The following is a 13,457-nucleotide window of genomic DNA, read 5'->3' on the forward strand; positions in this document are numbered from 1 at the left end:
GTGATCGGGGCCGCGCTCACCGCCATCGCGATCGCGCTAGCGGTAATCGGGGCCGCGACACAAGGTTTCGGCCTGGCCTCGTCGGCGGAGCGCCCCTCAGCCGCCCAGGCAGCGCCGGACCGCTGCACCGCCGAGGTACTGAGCCGCCTAGCCGCACCGTCGACGGCGAGGCTGTCGAACGCCACGGTGGCGCGCACTGATCTCGACCCCGACAGCAAGGATTTGTTCTCCCTGCTCGATGACCCCCTGCGCGGGGTCGACCACTCCCGGATCACCGTCCTGAACATCTCCGGTGCCGTGGACGCCCCGAACACCTTCGGGGCCACGATTCACGGCCCGTTCAGCTGCCGGGCGTACTTCGTCGACGGCACCTTGGCGCACACGCTGGTCCTGCTGGACCACGATCACTAGCCCCTGACGCGGGCGTATTTCTGGGGGCGCGGCCGACGAACCGTTACCGAGCCGAGACGGTGATGAGTGTTCACAGTGTGGCTGCCGTGGCGTATGTTCCGTGATCATGCAGATATCTACTAAGACACTTAGTAGTCATGTCCTCGCCTGGCCGCGGTGTTCACGCGCGGCACGACGGTCGTCGGGCGCGGCGGCGGCTCGGGCCATGGCTCGGCGCGTTCTGCGGGCCGTTGTTGCCATCACGGCAGGCGCCGTGGTGTTTTCGTCGGCGCCGATGAGCGCCGCCGAGCCCGGGCCAGCGATCCCTGTGCCGGGGGCAGCCGAGGGCGGGCAGTGGGATCCGGGCCTGCCTCAGGTGGCCAGCGCCAATGTGCCGGGCGACCCCATCGCGGTGACCAATTCAGTGCTCAAGATTTCGTACACCTCGGCGCAGGTCACTGCGAACCTCGGCCGCAATTTCCTGGCCTCGCTCGGGCTGGTTCCCCGAGCTCAGGCTGCCAGTGATCCCGGGTTCACCAATGACCGCGTCCCCCGCGTCTATGGTGCCCGGGCCACCGAATACGCGGTGCGGCGGGCAATGTCGCAGATCGGTGTGCCGTACTCGTGGGGCGGGGGCACCGCGGCCGGGCCGTCCCGCGGCATCGATGACGGCGCCAACACGGTCGGCTTCGACTGCTCGGGGTTGATGCTGTACGCCTTCGCCGGCGTCGGCATCAAACTGCCGCACTATTCGGGCAATCAGTACAACGCGGGCCGCAAGGTCCCTCTCTCACAGGCCCGGCGCGGCGACCTGATCTTCTATGGGCCCAACGCCAGTCAGCACGAGACGATGTACCTGGGCAACGGTCAGATGCTGGAGGCCTATTCCAGCGGCTACCCGATCCGCATCGCCCCGGTGCGCACGGCGGGCATGATGCCGTACGTCACCCGCTTGATCGAGTACTGAGCCGCCCAGCATCGCTGCCCCGCGGCGGCGGTCACGGCTATTCCGGTAATGCGCTGCCCGCCAGCCACTTCGGCCACGGCACACTCCAGTCGCCGTTCTGCGACAGCGCCAGCGGCTGGCCGCCGGTATTGCGGACCTCGACGACATCACCGGGCTGGGAGAAACCGTAGAACCATTGGGCGTTGTCGCTGTTGAGGTTCAGGCAGCCGTGCGAGACGTCGGTGTTGCCTTGCGCCCATACGGTGGCATCGAGCTGGTGCAGGTAGATGCCGTCGGTGCTGATCCGCGTCGCGTAGGAGATCGTTTCCTTGTAGCCGAGCCGGGAGTTGATCGGCAGTCCGTAGGTGGAGGAATCCATGATCACCGGGTTGGCCTTGTCCATGACCGTGTAGACGCCGGGCTGGGTCCAGAACGAAATCGTTGTTGCCCCAATGGTTTGGCTGCCGCCCATGCCCATCGAGGTCGGCATGGTCCGGATCAGAGTGCCGTTGTTGTAGACGCTGACCTGCTTGGTCACATCATCGGCGATGGACACGTGCGCGTCGCCGATGACGAACTGGGCGTGCGTGTCTTCCTGGCCGTACAGGCCCTCGCCCAATTGCGCACCGTAGATGTTGGCCGCCACCGCCACCGTGGTGCCGGACGCGAAGTAGTGCTCGGGTCGCCAGTGGGCGTTCTGGTCATCGCCCCAGTACCAGCCACCGGATACGGGCGGATCGGTGCGCACCGACAACCGTTTCTCGGCGGCCACCCGGTCGCCGATCGGCTCGTCGAAGTGGGCCACCACCACCGTGCCGATGCCGTACCGGCCGCCGTCCTGCAACAGTGTGGTCGCGGTGGTGGTCAGATAGGCCTTGGTCTGGTTGCCCGGTAGCAGCGTGGAAAACGACGACACCGCGGTGGTCATGGTGCCGTCGGTGCCTTTCGCGGTAACGGTCAGCGTGTAGGTCCGGCCGTAGCCGAGCGGCGCCGCAGGTTTCCATACCGCGGCGTCGGGGGTGAGTACGCCATCGACAGGCGCCCTGCTCATTGCGCATCTCGACGTCGGCGAGTGTGCCCGAGCCGGCGGTGACGGTGACCGGGGCCAGCGGTGCGACCTCGCGGGAGCCGTCGGGCGGGGACACCGTGATCGTCGCAGGAGCCACCACGACGGGCGCCGCCAGCGCGCGGGCCGCGGCGGGCTGCGGGCAGTTCGGTCGACACCCGGGGTGCGCCAGGATCGTCCATACCCCGGAGATGCCGATGATGAGCAGCGTCACCAGGAGCGCCATCGCTGCTGTAGACCGGCTGACCGTCACCGGAGCTCGGCGGGGGCGGCCCGGTGCCCCTGCCTGTCGGCGGCCTCAGCCATGGGCGCAGGAGATCAGCGACGCTACCGCGATGAAGCCGGTGAACGCGGCCGCGACCAGCATCACGGCCGCCGCCCACACCGCGGCCAGGGATCCGCCCCGGCCTGCCGGGGCCCGGCCAGAACCGGGCATCGTGGCCAGGCGATCCATCCGCAGTTGCAGACACCCGCCGCCCATCCCCAGCACCGCCGGCAGCACCGGATGCGCACCCAGCACCTGCAATGCACGCCGCAGACCCGCGCTACCGTACACGTGGGCCGCATGCGCGTCGGCGTCGAGTTCGACCAGGGTGCGCACCAAATCCGGGGACTGGCGCATCAGCGGCAGCCACGGCACCGCGGCCGCCACGGTCGACGCCACCGCGAGCACGCCGTGATGGCGTCGGTGCAGATGGGCACGTTCATGGGCGAGCACTGCCGTGATCGCCGCACGGTCCAGGCGCTGGCGTAGGCCGGTCGTCATCACGATCCACCCCGGATCACCGGCCACGCTGTAGGCCAACGGCCGCGAGGTGGGAAGCCACAACACGCCGGCCGGGCCGCGATCATCGGTCGCCAGCAGCCACGCCAGGTCCGCGTGCCGGGCATGCAGACGCGTCCGGTCGGTGGCCGCCCGGCGCGCATGCCACAGCGCCCGCACCACCGACACCACGATGACCACCGCACTGAAAACCCCAGCGGCAGTGTCGATCTCTCCGGAGCGCCCGGCATGCAACGCAAACCAGCACTGGTGCACCGTCTCGGCGACCGCGGGCAGGGCCAGCGCGATCACCACCACCGCGACGGCGATCGCCCACGCCCCGAACACCAGCACCGCATCGCAGCCGCGCGCGACCATCCGCCGCAGCACCCGCGGCGCGGCCATCGCGACACCGATGCCCACCAGGGTCCATGCCACCACAACGGTCACCGGCTGCCGCCGCGCTCGCGCAACCCGCGGGTCAGGGCCTGCGACTCGGCCTCGGTGGCGCCGCGAGCGAAATGCAGCAGGGCCGCCGTCGGGTCGCCGCTATCGGCCAGCAGATCACGCACCGCATCGGTGGCCGCCTGTACCCGGCTGCGGGTCGCTAAGTAGCAGTACGCGCGCCCCCGCAACTCACGGCTCAGCCAGCCTTTGCGGTACAGGTTGTCCATCACCGTCATCACGGTCGTGTACGCCGGGCGACGATCCTCGTCGAAGGCGTCGAGCACATCGCGCACCCGCATCGCATCGGCGCTGCGCCACACCACATCCATGATCGCCGCTTCCAGTTCACCAAGCCCCGGCCGCGGCCGCACACCCCGAGAACCCGACGCTGACCTGCGTGATTGCTTACCCGCGGTCACCGGCAACTCCGACAGCCCATCGGGGCACCGCCGGCGCCCGGGCACCGCAGCGACCGTCTCAACACCGCCCCACCTTCGCATCCGTGACCATCATCAGCCGGCCGTTTCGGGCACCGACACGCCGACCGGCCCACCCTCAGGCACTCGGCATCCACGCAGTGCCACACGCCGCTGCCACAACGCCCAGCTCAGCACCACCAGCGACACGACCGCCAGCACCGGTTGCACCGGCGCCCACACGTTCAACGCCCCACTGAAGCCAACCGCGGCCACCACCACCTTGTTGCACAGCGGACACCCCACCGCCAGCGCCGACCCCAAGGTCCCGATTATCCCGGCCTTGGCCGGCGAGTGCGACAGGGCGGGGCGACGGACATAACTGGCAATCAACACCCCGGTCAACACCGCGGTCAGCGCCCATACCGGATAGTCCCGCCACGGCGGCGCGGTCATCCGACCATAGAACGAATTGGGCACCAGCGCCGTCGGGACGGCAATCGCCCCGGCCACGACCGCTGCCGCCACCCCGGCAATGACCCACCATAGCCACCGTTGACGCGCCATGTCCACCACCTCGAAGTCACCGGCAACAGCCGGCACCACAACAACTAAGCACGATAGTAGTGCAGTCCGGAATGTCGGCGGTGGGCACGATCGCCGTCCTCCGCTGTTGCGGGGTGGCCGCCACCGACCGCTCTCGCGTGACCGGCCATGGCGCACCTACGTTGACACGACGGCAACAGAATTGGAGGCAGCGTTGCGGTGCCCCCGATCGCTCGGCTACGCCGCCTAGTGGTGCGCCCGGCGGTGCTCAGAAAGGGTAGTGTCAACGTCAGACACATGTGCCTTACAATGAATTGCCATGTTAGGCTGCATGTTTGGCGCTTATGACGCAACTAATTACCGATAACTACTTGACCTCGGCTACCTACGTCCTCACTGTCCCGACGGGCGCACACCGTGCAGTTGGTAAAGTGATGGTGGGGCGGGGATGTCGACACAGCAATGCCGACCAACGATACGGCGGATCCGCAGACATCTGCCTCGAGCCGCAGAGGTCGTTGTAACCACTTTGCTCTTGGTCTTTCCGCACCGCGCTTCGTCGCCGCGTCCTCCTGGCGCGTTCATCCGCCAAACAAATTGAAACTTGGCCGATTGAAACCTTCGCCTGCATGGAAGGTTCCGTGGAGGTGTCATTGCCGCATCCGTCGATGTTGGAGGTCTCGGCCATGAGAGTGACAATGCGGCCATAGCATTTAAAATACAACTGTATTGGTGGTAACTGGGAGGTCCGGCGGACGGCAACGACAAGGGATCCACTGCTGCGATAATGGATCCGAGGCGGATGAGAAGTTGCTGGTACCGGGAGCTGGTCGACTATGCCACCGAACGCTACTCCCAGCGCCCGCAGTGTGCCCGATGTTCCCGGTACCCGACAACAGGCCGTTGCCGAGGGCACTCGCACAATGCCGTGCTCGTCCTTATATGTCGAACTGTTCGATTCGGCCTTGCGAGATCGCACCGGCTGCCGTTGGGTCGGTAGTTGGTGACGTTGCGATGTACAAGGTGGTCCCGTCGGGCCCTCCGATTTCACAGTCGAGCGCGTACTGGCTCGTTCGAATGCGGCGCAGTATCTCGCCGCCGCGGGCGACCAGCACACACTCCCCGCGGAGAACGTTCGCCACCCAGATTCCGCCGTTCGGGTCGACCGCAATTCCATCGGGCGACACTGGCGACGATGACCGCTGAGCGATCGCGGGGTGGTCCAGCAGAGTGGACACCAATCGAGTCAGCTTGCCTACGATGCCTTTTCGGGTGAGCGCCACCCACAAAGCGGGTGCGATGAGCGAGGCCCATGGCGGGGCGGGTTCTAGTCGGCCGTTGGGTCCGATCGAAAAAGTGGACAGTTTCATGCGCAGACTTTCGGCAACGACGAGGGTCTTGCCGTTGTCGACCAGAGCGCACCCATTGGGAAACAACAGTCCTGTAGCGGCGGTCGTCGGGGTTCCATCGATGTCGACAAACACAAGCGACGACGATGGTGGCCCAGGCGGCGCGAACAGCGCCGAGGTGGGGCGCGACCGCATGTGAGCGTAGTAGTCGAATCCGAAACTTCCCACGTAGGCGGTCCCGTCGTCAAGGATGAGCATGTCGTTGACAGGACCGCGGGTGTGGCGGCTCAGGTCTGCGTAGCGAACTAGTTCGCCAGATCCTTCAAGCCGGTACAGGCACGCGCCATCCATGGAGACAACGATCATGCGTCCGGTTGGGTCCCAACCGAATCCGCCTGCTCGGCCGGGAATCGCCACAATGGTGGTCGCTTCCGGGCCGCGTCCATCCCACCGATGCACAGTTCCCCTCGCCAGGTCGCTGAAGTACAAGGCGTTGTCTCGCCAGCGGAGCGACTCAGTGACCCCGAATCCGTCCAACATCACCGTTGCGCGCTCGGAGCTCCTCACGGTTTGGTTCTCTTCACGTTCGACGGTGCGAAGTCAGGTCCTGGCCAGAGACGAGGACGTCGTCACCTGGGACAGCGACAGTCACGAGCATGTCGACAAAGGCCGCGAGTATCGATCGTGCCTGTGCCCCATCATGATTGGCAAGCCAAGCCAACGTGACGCCTTCATTCAGCGCGATCATCATCTGCGCGAGAGTCTGGATGGGCATCGTCCACCGGATCCCGCAGTTGACCGCCACCTCAGCGAAGAACACCGCTGCAGCGGTGTTGTACGTGTCATAGATCCATACCGCCAACTCAGACAAGGCCGGCTGCCGGAGCGAGTGAGTTGTCAACTCGAACGTCAGCAGATGCCGCTCAGGGGCGACCTCCACCGTGCTCCACAGCGCTTCTACAGATTTACTCAAAGACGCTCGGAGGTCATCACCCAGCGAAATCGGTGCGATGACACTGTCCCCCAACTCCTCGATGACAGAAGTGATGACCGCCCGATAGAGATTCGCCTTGGTTCCGAAGCAGTAGTTGACCACCCCGACCGACACCCCAGCCTGTCGAGCAATTCGCCGAGAACTCGCCGCCTCGACACCCTCGACCGTCATCACCGCCACAGCAGCAACGACAAGCTGCTCACGCCGAGTCGCCACAGGCAGCTTCACCATCCACGCCCCCATCATCGACCGAAGTGGCCAACGATAACCTCAGAACACCCGTTCAAGTCAATAGTTCAAAACAGACGTAGAAACCACCGCACGCGTCGGCTAGCGTGTCGGCAGATAAAGGAGGCTACCCATGAACACACCCGTCCCGACGCACGTGCGCACCGCCACCGGCGTGTACCTAGGCGCCAGCACGGATCCGCAGGCCGGTCGTGTCTGGCAGCTCGTCGAACAGGCAGAGCAGAAGTTCGGCTGCCGGTCCTGCTCGACGATCGGTCGGCGGGTGCACACCGAGGACCCGAGGCTAGTCACCGAGACCATGATCAAGTCGACGGACCCCGCCAGGCCGGGCCCCTCGCCGATCACTCACGGAACCACCGAATGAAGACCTTCTTGATCACGGGCGCGACCGCCGGCATCGGCTTGGAGTGCGCCGCCCAGATCGCCTCCGGCGGTGCACATCTCATCGTCGTAGGTCGCGATCCCGACAAATTGGCCCACGCCGCGGCCCGCGTCTCCGACGAGGGTGCGGGCCGTGTCGACACACTCATCTGCGACTTCGCCTCACTGGAATCGGTTCGGGCACTGGCAACGACCGTGTCGCAGACATACGACCGACTCGACGTCCTGATCAACAACGCCGGAAGTGTCTTCGCCAACCGCACTGAGACCGTCGACGACATCGAGTCGACGTTCGCCGTCAACCACCTCGGCGGGTACCTGCTGACCGAGACACTCAAGCATCTGATGATCGCGAGCGCACCATCGCGCATCGTGATGACCGCGTCGACCGGCCACTACCAAGGCACCATGGACTTCGAGGACCTCGGATATCGCCAGAAGTACACCATCATGAAGGCCTACAACCGGTCGAAGCTGGCCAACGTGCTGTACACCCGCAGTCTGGCCAGCGAACTTTCCGGTAGCGGTGTCACGGTGAACGCCCTGCATCCCGGCATGGTGGCCACCGACATCTGGGCCAGCGCACCACGGTTCGCACGCCCAGTTCTGGCGTTGGTCAAGCGCTTCGCGATGATCACGCCTGCCGAAGGCGGCAGTCGCATCGCCCGTCTTGCAACCGATCCCACTCTGGAAGACACTACGGGCCACTACTTCGAAGACAACCGCGTCAGGGAACCGTCCGCGCTCGCCCGAGACAGCGCCGTCGGTGAGCGGCTTCGCCGGGAAAGCGATCACCTGGTAGGTCTGGGCTGAATACGTCAGCCACCCTCGCCTCGGTTGGCGTGATCGGCGCATTTCCGTTGGCCAAGCGGCGGCACTTGTTCACCGAAATGGAATCGTTAGTAGCCACCTTCGATGGCCATCCGTGGAATTGGGCCGCCCATGAAGCCGGCGAACGCACCCGGGCAAGAATGAAACCTCCCGCTGGAATGCCGGGCAAGGATCTCTCGTTCGTGTCGCTGCGACCCGAGCGGGTGGTCGAGGTCCGCTACGACCACATGGAAGGGCAACGTTTCGCCACACCGCGCAATTCAACCGCTGGCGCCCCGACCGCGGCCCCCGCTCGTGCACCTACGCCCAGCTCGAACAGCCGCTCACGTTCGCGCTCGGCGACGTCGTTCCTGGGCTGAGCTGAGCGGGTTCTCTTGAGAACACGCCGCGATGTGTCATCTGCTACGCGACCTTCTGCGGCAGTGGGGCCTTCCAGGTTCCGTTGATGGCCGCCTGCTCGGGCCAGTAGAGCCGCTCGATCAGGGCGAAGGGCCCTGCGGGGGCGGGCAACCAGTTCGATTCCTTGTCCGCTCCGGGGGACTCTTGCTGTACGTAGAACGTGTAGCCGCCGTCAACATCCGGCTTGAGATTCGGAAGCATCGGTGAATTGATTAGGTAGCGGTTGATCGGGTTGGCAACCAGCAGGCTCTGCGGCATCCGATACATCGTGATGGACCAGAACCCCTTGACCGGCGGCAGCTGCCCGGGGGGGAACCGGTAGACGTACTTGTTCGCTCCGTCCAGTGTCGCGCCCGCCGAGTCCTGACGGAAGATCGGATACATCGCCTCGGCGGCGTCGTTGCCGTAGATGCCGTTGATCGCACCAGCCATTCGGTACAGGTAGTTGGTGCCGACCATCTGGCGGGTACCAAACATCTGGGCCGTGGTTACCTCGCCCTTGTCGACCTTCGCCTGCACGGTGTTGTACTCGTTCCAGGCGTCGGTGAGCCCGTCCTGGAAAGCCTGCTGCTGATCTGCGGGCAGCGCACTGATGTCGAATTTCTTGTCGGTTCCGAGGCCGATCGAGGCGAACTTCGCACGCAGTTCCTTCTCCGACTCCAGCACCGGTGCGTACTGCAGCACGAAATCGAGGGTGTTGAAGAATTGCGGCGACTTCCGCTGCTGGTCGGGGTTCTGCGGAACCACGAAATCGATCGCGGCCGGTGCGGCAGGCGCCGGCTCACCGAGGAACGTCGACAGGGGTTCGGCCTTGTATCCGGCCTGGATCGCCTTCACGTTGTCAATATCGCTGGGACCGAACAGTTGGGTTCGGTACAGCACGAGGACGAAATCGGTTTCGGATTGCAGCACCTCGTCTATGCCGGCGGGCTTCTCGCCCTTCCAGCTTGGTCCCGCTAGCAGGTACTTGCCTGACTTGTTGCCCGTGGCGCGGCTGCCTACATAGGCCATGTTGTAGGTGTAGGCGTCGATGAACTGGACTGAGTAGTACCGGTTGCTCTCGAGCTCCGGCACGGTCAAGACGATGGGTTCTGCGCGGAGGTCTGCACCCAGCGTCGAGTATGGGGTATCGGAGTTGGGGGTCTGCACGGCGGTGTCCGCCGGGGTTGCGACGTGAGCATCGGAGTGCAAGACGTTCCAGGGAGCACGGAACTGCGAACTCTGCTTGTCCTGGAAGTACGCGTACTGGATCCGATAGTTGTCCACCATCGGGTAGCCGTAGATGTAGGCCTGCTTCGCGATATCGCGGATCTCCGCGGTGCTCAACACCTTCGCGTCGCTTCCACTGTTAGCGTTCGGTTCTTTGCTGCCACCGCACCCGGCCAGCGCCACTGCGAGCGCTGCCGCGGTGATGACGGCCGACCACCGGCGCCACGACTTACTTCCACTCGACATGCGTCCTCCATGATTGTCGACTCATACCTTTTCAAGAAATGGTGGTCTTCGGGGCACTCTGAGATCGGTACATCATCCGGCCTTCTGGGGCGCTGGGGCCTGCCACGTCCCGTCGAGGGCGGCCTCCTTGGGCCAATACAGCCGCTGAACCAACCGAAATGGCCCCTCGGGTGCCGGCAACCAGTTGGACTCCTTCTCCGCGCCCGGTGATTCGCGCTGCACGTTAGAGGCTGTATCCGCCATCCGGATCCTGCTTGAGGGAGGGCAACATGCGGTGAGTTGATCAGGTAGCGATTGATCGGATTGTCGACCAGGAGGCTCTGCGGCATCCGATACATCGTCACCGACGAGAACGCGCTTCGGCCTTGCTGTTACCGAAGATTCCGTTGATGGCACCGGCCATCCGATACGGATAGTTCGTACCGAACGTCTGACGGTCACCGAACAGGTCACTCGGCCCACAGTGACATGTTGAGCTGCACCACTTACGCGATTCTCCTGGAAGGCGTCGCCGTTCACCGTCATGGCGCCCGTACTACACGCATATCGGAAAGATGGCTCATTCCAACGCATTACGGCATGCCGATTTTCGGGGCGGTCGGCACCTGTTTCGGTTCCGGATATGACGGTGGCCCAAAGGGTGGGGACCTGCGGGGGCTCCGCGTGAAAGCGCGCTCCGCGCGCCGTGGCTATTCGTCCGCCGCTGCATGGTGGGCGCACCCAGGCTGCTTAGGGTTTCAGAAGCACGGTGAGGAGTTGAGTGAGCCAGGTCCGCGCCGCAGGCACGTCGCCGTCGAGGAGCAGCTGGGCGGCGACGCCGTCATAGGCGGCGATCACTGCTCGAGCAGCATCGCCAATGTCGCTGATGACCCGGGGCAGGTTGAGTTGGGCGCTGACGGTCCGAAGTCGTTGTTCGACGGCCGTGCGTAGTTGCGCGCGGTGGGCCGCGAGTCGTTCGGCGACATCGGGACGCCGAGCAGCGTGCAGCAGAAAGTCGGTCTTGATCAATAGCCAGTCACGATCGAGAAGCAAAGTGCCCGAGACGCGTTCGATTGCTACCTCAATGCTGGCCGCCTCAGTGTCGGCGAGAAGCGCCTGGGCGACCTGTTCGACAATGAGCTGCGCGCGTTCGTCGTACAACGTGAAGAACAACTCGTCGAGGCTGTCGAACTGCGAGTAGAAGGCTCCCCGCGTGTAGCCGGCCGCTTTGCACACGTCGTCGATACGAACCGCGCCGAAACCCTTCTCGGCGAAGACCCGGAACGCTGCTTCCATCAACTTGGCGCGGGTCTCCGCGCGCCGCTTCGTTACCCGAGGTTGTTTCGGTCCCTCGCGAGCACGAGAGCGCAGATCCGTCGCCGACGGCGAAGCTGTCATTCCCACTCCAATCCCATACTAGTTCGCATCCGATGCATTATCGTATCTACAGTAACGGCTAACTGCCGCATCAAGATGCTTCGTCACCCCTTCAAGGAGTATCACCCATGGATGCAGACGTCATCGTCGTTGGCGCAGGGTTGGCCGGGCTGGTCGCCACACACGAACTGACGAACCAGGAAAAGAAGGTTCTTGTCATCGACCGGGAAGGCCATGTCAACCTCGGCGGTCAGGCGTTCTGGCCCTTCGGCGGCATCTTCCTGGTCGATAGCCCCAAACAGCGTCATTCCGGGGTGAACAACTCTTTCGAGCTGGCATGGAACGACCGGCGGGGCAGCGCCGCGTTCGACCGCCTGGACGACGAGAACTATTGGGCGGCCGAGTGGGCGCGCACCTATGTGGAGTTTCGCCACCGGGGAGAAACGCGATTGCCTCAGCAGCCACGCCATCACGTTCCTGCCGACTGTCGGGTGGGCCGAACGCGGCCACACAATTGATGGTCTGCTCAATGAACGGTTTCGACGTCAATCCCTTGCGACCGAAAATCGGCACGGCCGCTTCGCCATCGGGCGGGATGATCTTCGTCCACGACGGGCCAACGGCAGCGAAATTTTACGTAGGAACACTGGCGGCTTACCGCCGACCTTCGCGACCCCACCGGTACGACCAAGTCGTGCCGATCTACGCCCTAGCCGCACACTTCTGAACAATCGTTCAGTTGTCGTGCCGGTCAGAACCGAAGGAGCCTTGTTTTGAACACCGACGTCCCAATCGCTGCGCAGGCCTACCGAGTCCCCGCCCCGCCAGCGTGGACTCGAATCATCCGTCCCGTCCTCGCCGGATTGACCAAGCTTCCTGTCCGCGCTCAGCGTTTGATCGGTGGCCTACCGATCGAGGTCGACGGGCAACGACTACATCCCGAAATCCAAACTGTGATGCGGTTGCTCAACGCGGTGTCCGATTCTGATTTCACAACCCAACCGGTTGACAAGGGTCGGGAAACGATCGATCTGGAATCGTCGATCTTCGGCGGTACGCCCGAGCCGGCCGACATCGAAACGATCGCGATCCCCGCGGCACACGGGTCGATCGGAGCCAGGCTGTATCGCCCCGTAGGAAAGCGTCCCGCGGGGATGGTCGTGTTCTTCCACGGCGGCGGCTGGGTGCTCGGCAGTCTGGACAGCCATGACGCGACCTGTTCGTATCTCGCCAACCACGCCCAGGTCTGCGTCATGTCGGTCGACTACCAGTTGGCACCTGAGCACCGGTTCCCCGCCGGCGTCGACGACGCCGTCGCGGCGTTCCGGTTCGCGGTAGCCCACGCCGCGGACCTCGGCGTCGACCCCACCGCCATTGCGGTTGCCGGCGATAGCGCCGGAGGCAACCTGGCCGCCGTCGTCGCCCAAGTCACCACAGGGACCGAAGAACAAAAGCCGGCCCTGCAGGTGTTGATCGTTCCGGTCACCGACCTGTCCACCAAACACCCGTCCTACCGACAGTTCGGCGACGGATTCTTCCTCACCGAGAGGCATATGGACTGGTACAAAGCGCATTACCTCACCGAACCCGACCAGGCGCTGGATCCACGGGTGTCGCCCTTGCTGGCCGCCGACCTGTCCGGGCTGCCGCCCGCCTACGTGGCGGTCGCAGGCTTCGACCCGCTACGCGACGAAGGAATTGAGTACGCACGAGAGCTCGAAAAGGCCGGTGTTCCAACAGTTCTACGAGTCCACACGCCGCTCATTCACCCGTTCATCAGTGCGCTGTTGAGTCGCGCATGCCGCGCCGCCACCGACGAACTCGCCGATGCCATCAGCGCCGGGCTCGCCCACGCCAAGAAGGATTGAT

Annotated in this window: 11 protein-coding genes and 5 pseudogenes; 7 read left to right on the top strand and 9 right to left on the bottom strand. The window is 64.6% G+C overall.

What is annotated here, in order from left to right:
- Together ACXPWS_RS15330 and ACXPWS_RS15335 are read left to right on the top strand one after the other, a co-directional pair.
- Entirely contained in the window at positions 1–411 is a 411-nt protein-coding gene (locus tag ACXPWS_RS15330; protein WP_458713237.1) for a hypothetical protein, read from the top strand.
- A 190-nt stretch (positions 412–601) separates the two neighbouring features.
- A pseudogene (locus tag ACXPWS_RS15335) lies at positions 602–1,357 on the top strand (NlpC/P60 family protein); the annotation flags it as partial.
- A 37-nt stretch (positions 1,358–1,394) separates the two neighbouring features.
- On the opposite strand, the pseudogene ACXPWS_RS15340 reads toward ACXPWS_RS15335, so the two are convergent.
- The 6 genes and pseudogenes from ACXPWS_RS15340 to ACXPWS_RS15365 form a co-directional block, all read right to left on the bottom strand.
- Positions 1,395–2,628 (bottom strand): annotated as a pseudogene (locus ACXPWS_RS15340) (L,D-transpeptidase).
- A 72-nt stretch (positions 2,629–2,700) separates the two neighbouring features.
- Positions 2,701–3,615 (bottom strand): M56 family metallopeptidase, encoded by a 915-nt coding sequence (locus ACXPWS_RS15345; RefSeq protein WP_458713238.1) that lies wholly within the window; start codon positions 3,613–3,615, stop codon positions 2,701–2,703.
- Complete coding sequence (locus tag ACXPWS_RS15350; protein ID WP_458713550.1) at positions 3,612–3,941, bottom strand: BlaI/MecI/CopY family transcriptional regulator; 330 nt, start codon at positions 3,939–3,941, stop codon at positions 3,612–3,614. The genes ACXPWS_RS15345 and ACXPWS_RS15350 overlap by 4 nt, the downstream gene beginning before the upstream one ends.
- Positions 3,942–4,124: 183 nt before the next feature.
- Positions 4,125–4,595, bottom strand: a complete 471-nt coding sequence (locus ACXPWS_RS15355; RefSeq protein WP_458713239.1) for a hypothetical protein — start codon at positions 4,593–4,595, stop codon at positions 4,125–4,127.
- A gap of 917 nt (positions 4,596–5,512) precedes the next feature.
- Complete coding sequence (locus tag ACXPWS_RS15360) at positions 5,513–6,463, bottom strand: SMP-30/gluconolactonase/LRE family protein (protein ID WP_458713551.1); 951 nt, start codon at positions 6,461–6,463, stop codon at positions 5,513–5,515.
- Between the two features lie 40 nt (positions 6,464–6,503).
- Positions 6,504–7,148 (bottom strand): TetR/AcrR family transcriptional regulator, encoded by a 645-nt coding sequence (locus ACXPWS_RS15365; RefSeq protein WP_458713240.1) that lies wholly within the window; start codon positions 7,146–7,148, stop codon positions 6,504–6,506.
- A gap of 130 nt (positions 7,149–7,278) precedes the next feature.
- Here ACXPWS_RS15365 and ACXPWS_RS15370 point away from each other — a divergent pair, with 130 nt between their 5' ends.
- From ACXPWS_RS15370 to ligC, 3 genes and pseudogenes are all read left to right on the top strand, one after another.
- Positions 7,279–7,530, top strand: coding sequence for a hypothetical protein (locus tag ACXPWS_RS15370; protein ID WP_458713241.1), 252 nt, complete (start codon positions 7,279–7,281; stop codon positions 7,528–7,530).
- Positions 7,527–8,360: an SDR family oxidoreductase gene (locus tag ACXPWS_RS15375; RefSeq protein ID WP_458713242.1), complete on the top strand. Its 834-nt coding sequence runs from the start codon at positions 7,527–7,529 to the stop codon at positions 8,358–8,360. The genes ACXPWS_RS15370 and ACXPWS_RS15375 overlap by 4 nt, the downstream gene beginning before the upstream one ends.
- Positions 8,361–8,374: 14 nt before the next feature.
- Positions 8,375–8,742: pseudogene (gene ligC, locus ACXPWS_RS15380) on the top strand (ATP-dependent DNA ligase); the annotation flags it as partial.
- Positions 8,743–8,780: 38 nt separating this feature from the next.
- Here the strand turns inward: ligC and ACXPWS_RS15385 are convergent.
- The 3 genes and pseudogenes from ACXPWS_RS15385 to ACXPWS_RS15395 form a co-directional block, all read right to left on the bottom strand.
- On the bottom strand, positions 8,781–10,232 hold the full coding sequence (locus ACXPWS_RS15385; RefSeq protein WP_458713243.1) for a DUF1254 domain-containing protein: 1,452 nt from the start codon (positions 10,230–10,232) through the stop codon (positions 8,781–8,783).
- A gap of 72 nt (positions 10,233–10,304) precedes the next feature.
- A pseudogene (locus ACXPWS_RS15390) lies at positions 10,305–10,692 on the bottom strand (DUF1214 domain-containing protein); the annotation flags it as partial.
- Between the two features lie 269 nt (positions 10,693–10,961).
- Positions 10,962–11,609 (bottom strand): TetR/AcrR family transcriptional regulator, encoded by a 648-nt coding sequence (locus ACXPWS_RS15395; protein WP_458713244.1) that lies wholly within the window; start codon positions 11,607–11,609, stop codon positions 10,962–10,964.
- 107 nt (positions 11,610–11,716) lie between these two features.
- On the opposite strand from ACXPWS_RS15395, the pseudogene ACXPWS_RS15400 reads away from it, so the two are divergent.
- Together ACXPWS_RS15400 and ACXPWS_RS15405 are read left to right on the top strand one after the other, a co-directional pair.
- Positions 11,717–12,095, top strand: a pseudogene (locus ACXPWS_RS15400) (FAD-binding protein); the annotation flags it as partial.
- 356 nt (positions 12,096–12,451) lie between these two features.
- On the top strand, positions 12,452–13,456 hold the full coding sequence (locus ACXPWS_RS15405; RefSeq protein WP_458713245.1) for an alpha/beta hydrolase: 1,005 nt from the start codon (positions 12,452–12,454) through the stop codon (positions 13,454–13,456).
- Position 13,457 lies beyond the last annotated feature (1 nt).

The sequence above is a fragment of the Mycobacterium sp. BMJ-28 genome (assembly GCF_054404835.1).

Excerpts from the sequence above, each read along its gene's own strand:
- ACXPWS_RS15350 (WP_458713550.1), bottom strand. The coding sequence starts at position 3,941 with ATGGATGTGGTGTGGCGCAGCGCCGATGCGATGCGGGTGCGCGATGTG.
- ACXPWS_RS15385 (WP_458713243.1), bottom strand. The coding sequence starts at position 10,232 with ATGTCGAGTGGAAGTAAGTCGTGGCGCCGGTGGTCGGCCGTCATCACC.
- ACXPWS_RS15370 (WP_458713241.1), top strand. The coding sequence starts at position 7,279 with ATGAACACACCCGTCCCGACGCACGTGCGCACCGCCACCGGCGTGTAC.
- ACXPWS_RS15360 (WP_458713551.1), bottom strand. The coding sequence starts at position 6,463 with ATGTTGGACGGATTCGGGGTCACTGAGTCGCTCCGCTGGCGAGACAAC.
- ACXPWS_RS15375 (WP_458713242.1), top strand. The coding sequence starts at position 7,527 with ATGAAGACCTTCTTGATCACGGGCGCGACCGCCGGCATCGGCTTGGAG.
- ACXPWS_RS15355 (WP_458713239.1), bottom strand. The coding sequence starts at position 4,595 with ATGGCGCGTCAACGGTGGCTATGGTGGGTCATTGCCGGGGTGGCGGCA.
- ACXPWS_RS15395 (WP_458713244.1), bottom strand. The coding sequence starts at position 11,609 with ATGACAGCTTCGCCGTCGGCGACGGATCTGCGCTCTCGTGCTCGCGAG.
- ACXPWS_RS15365 (WP_458713240.1), bottom strand. The coding sequence starts at position 7,148 with ATGGTGAAGCTGCCTGTGGCGACTCGGCGTGAGCAGCTTGTCGTTGCT.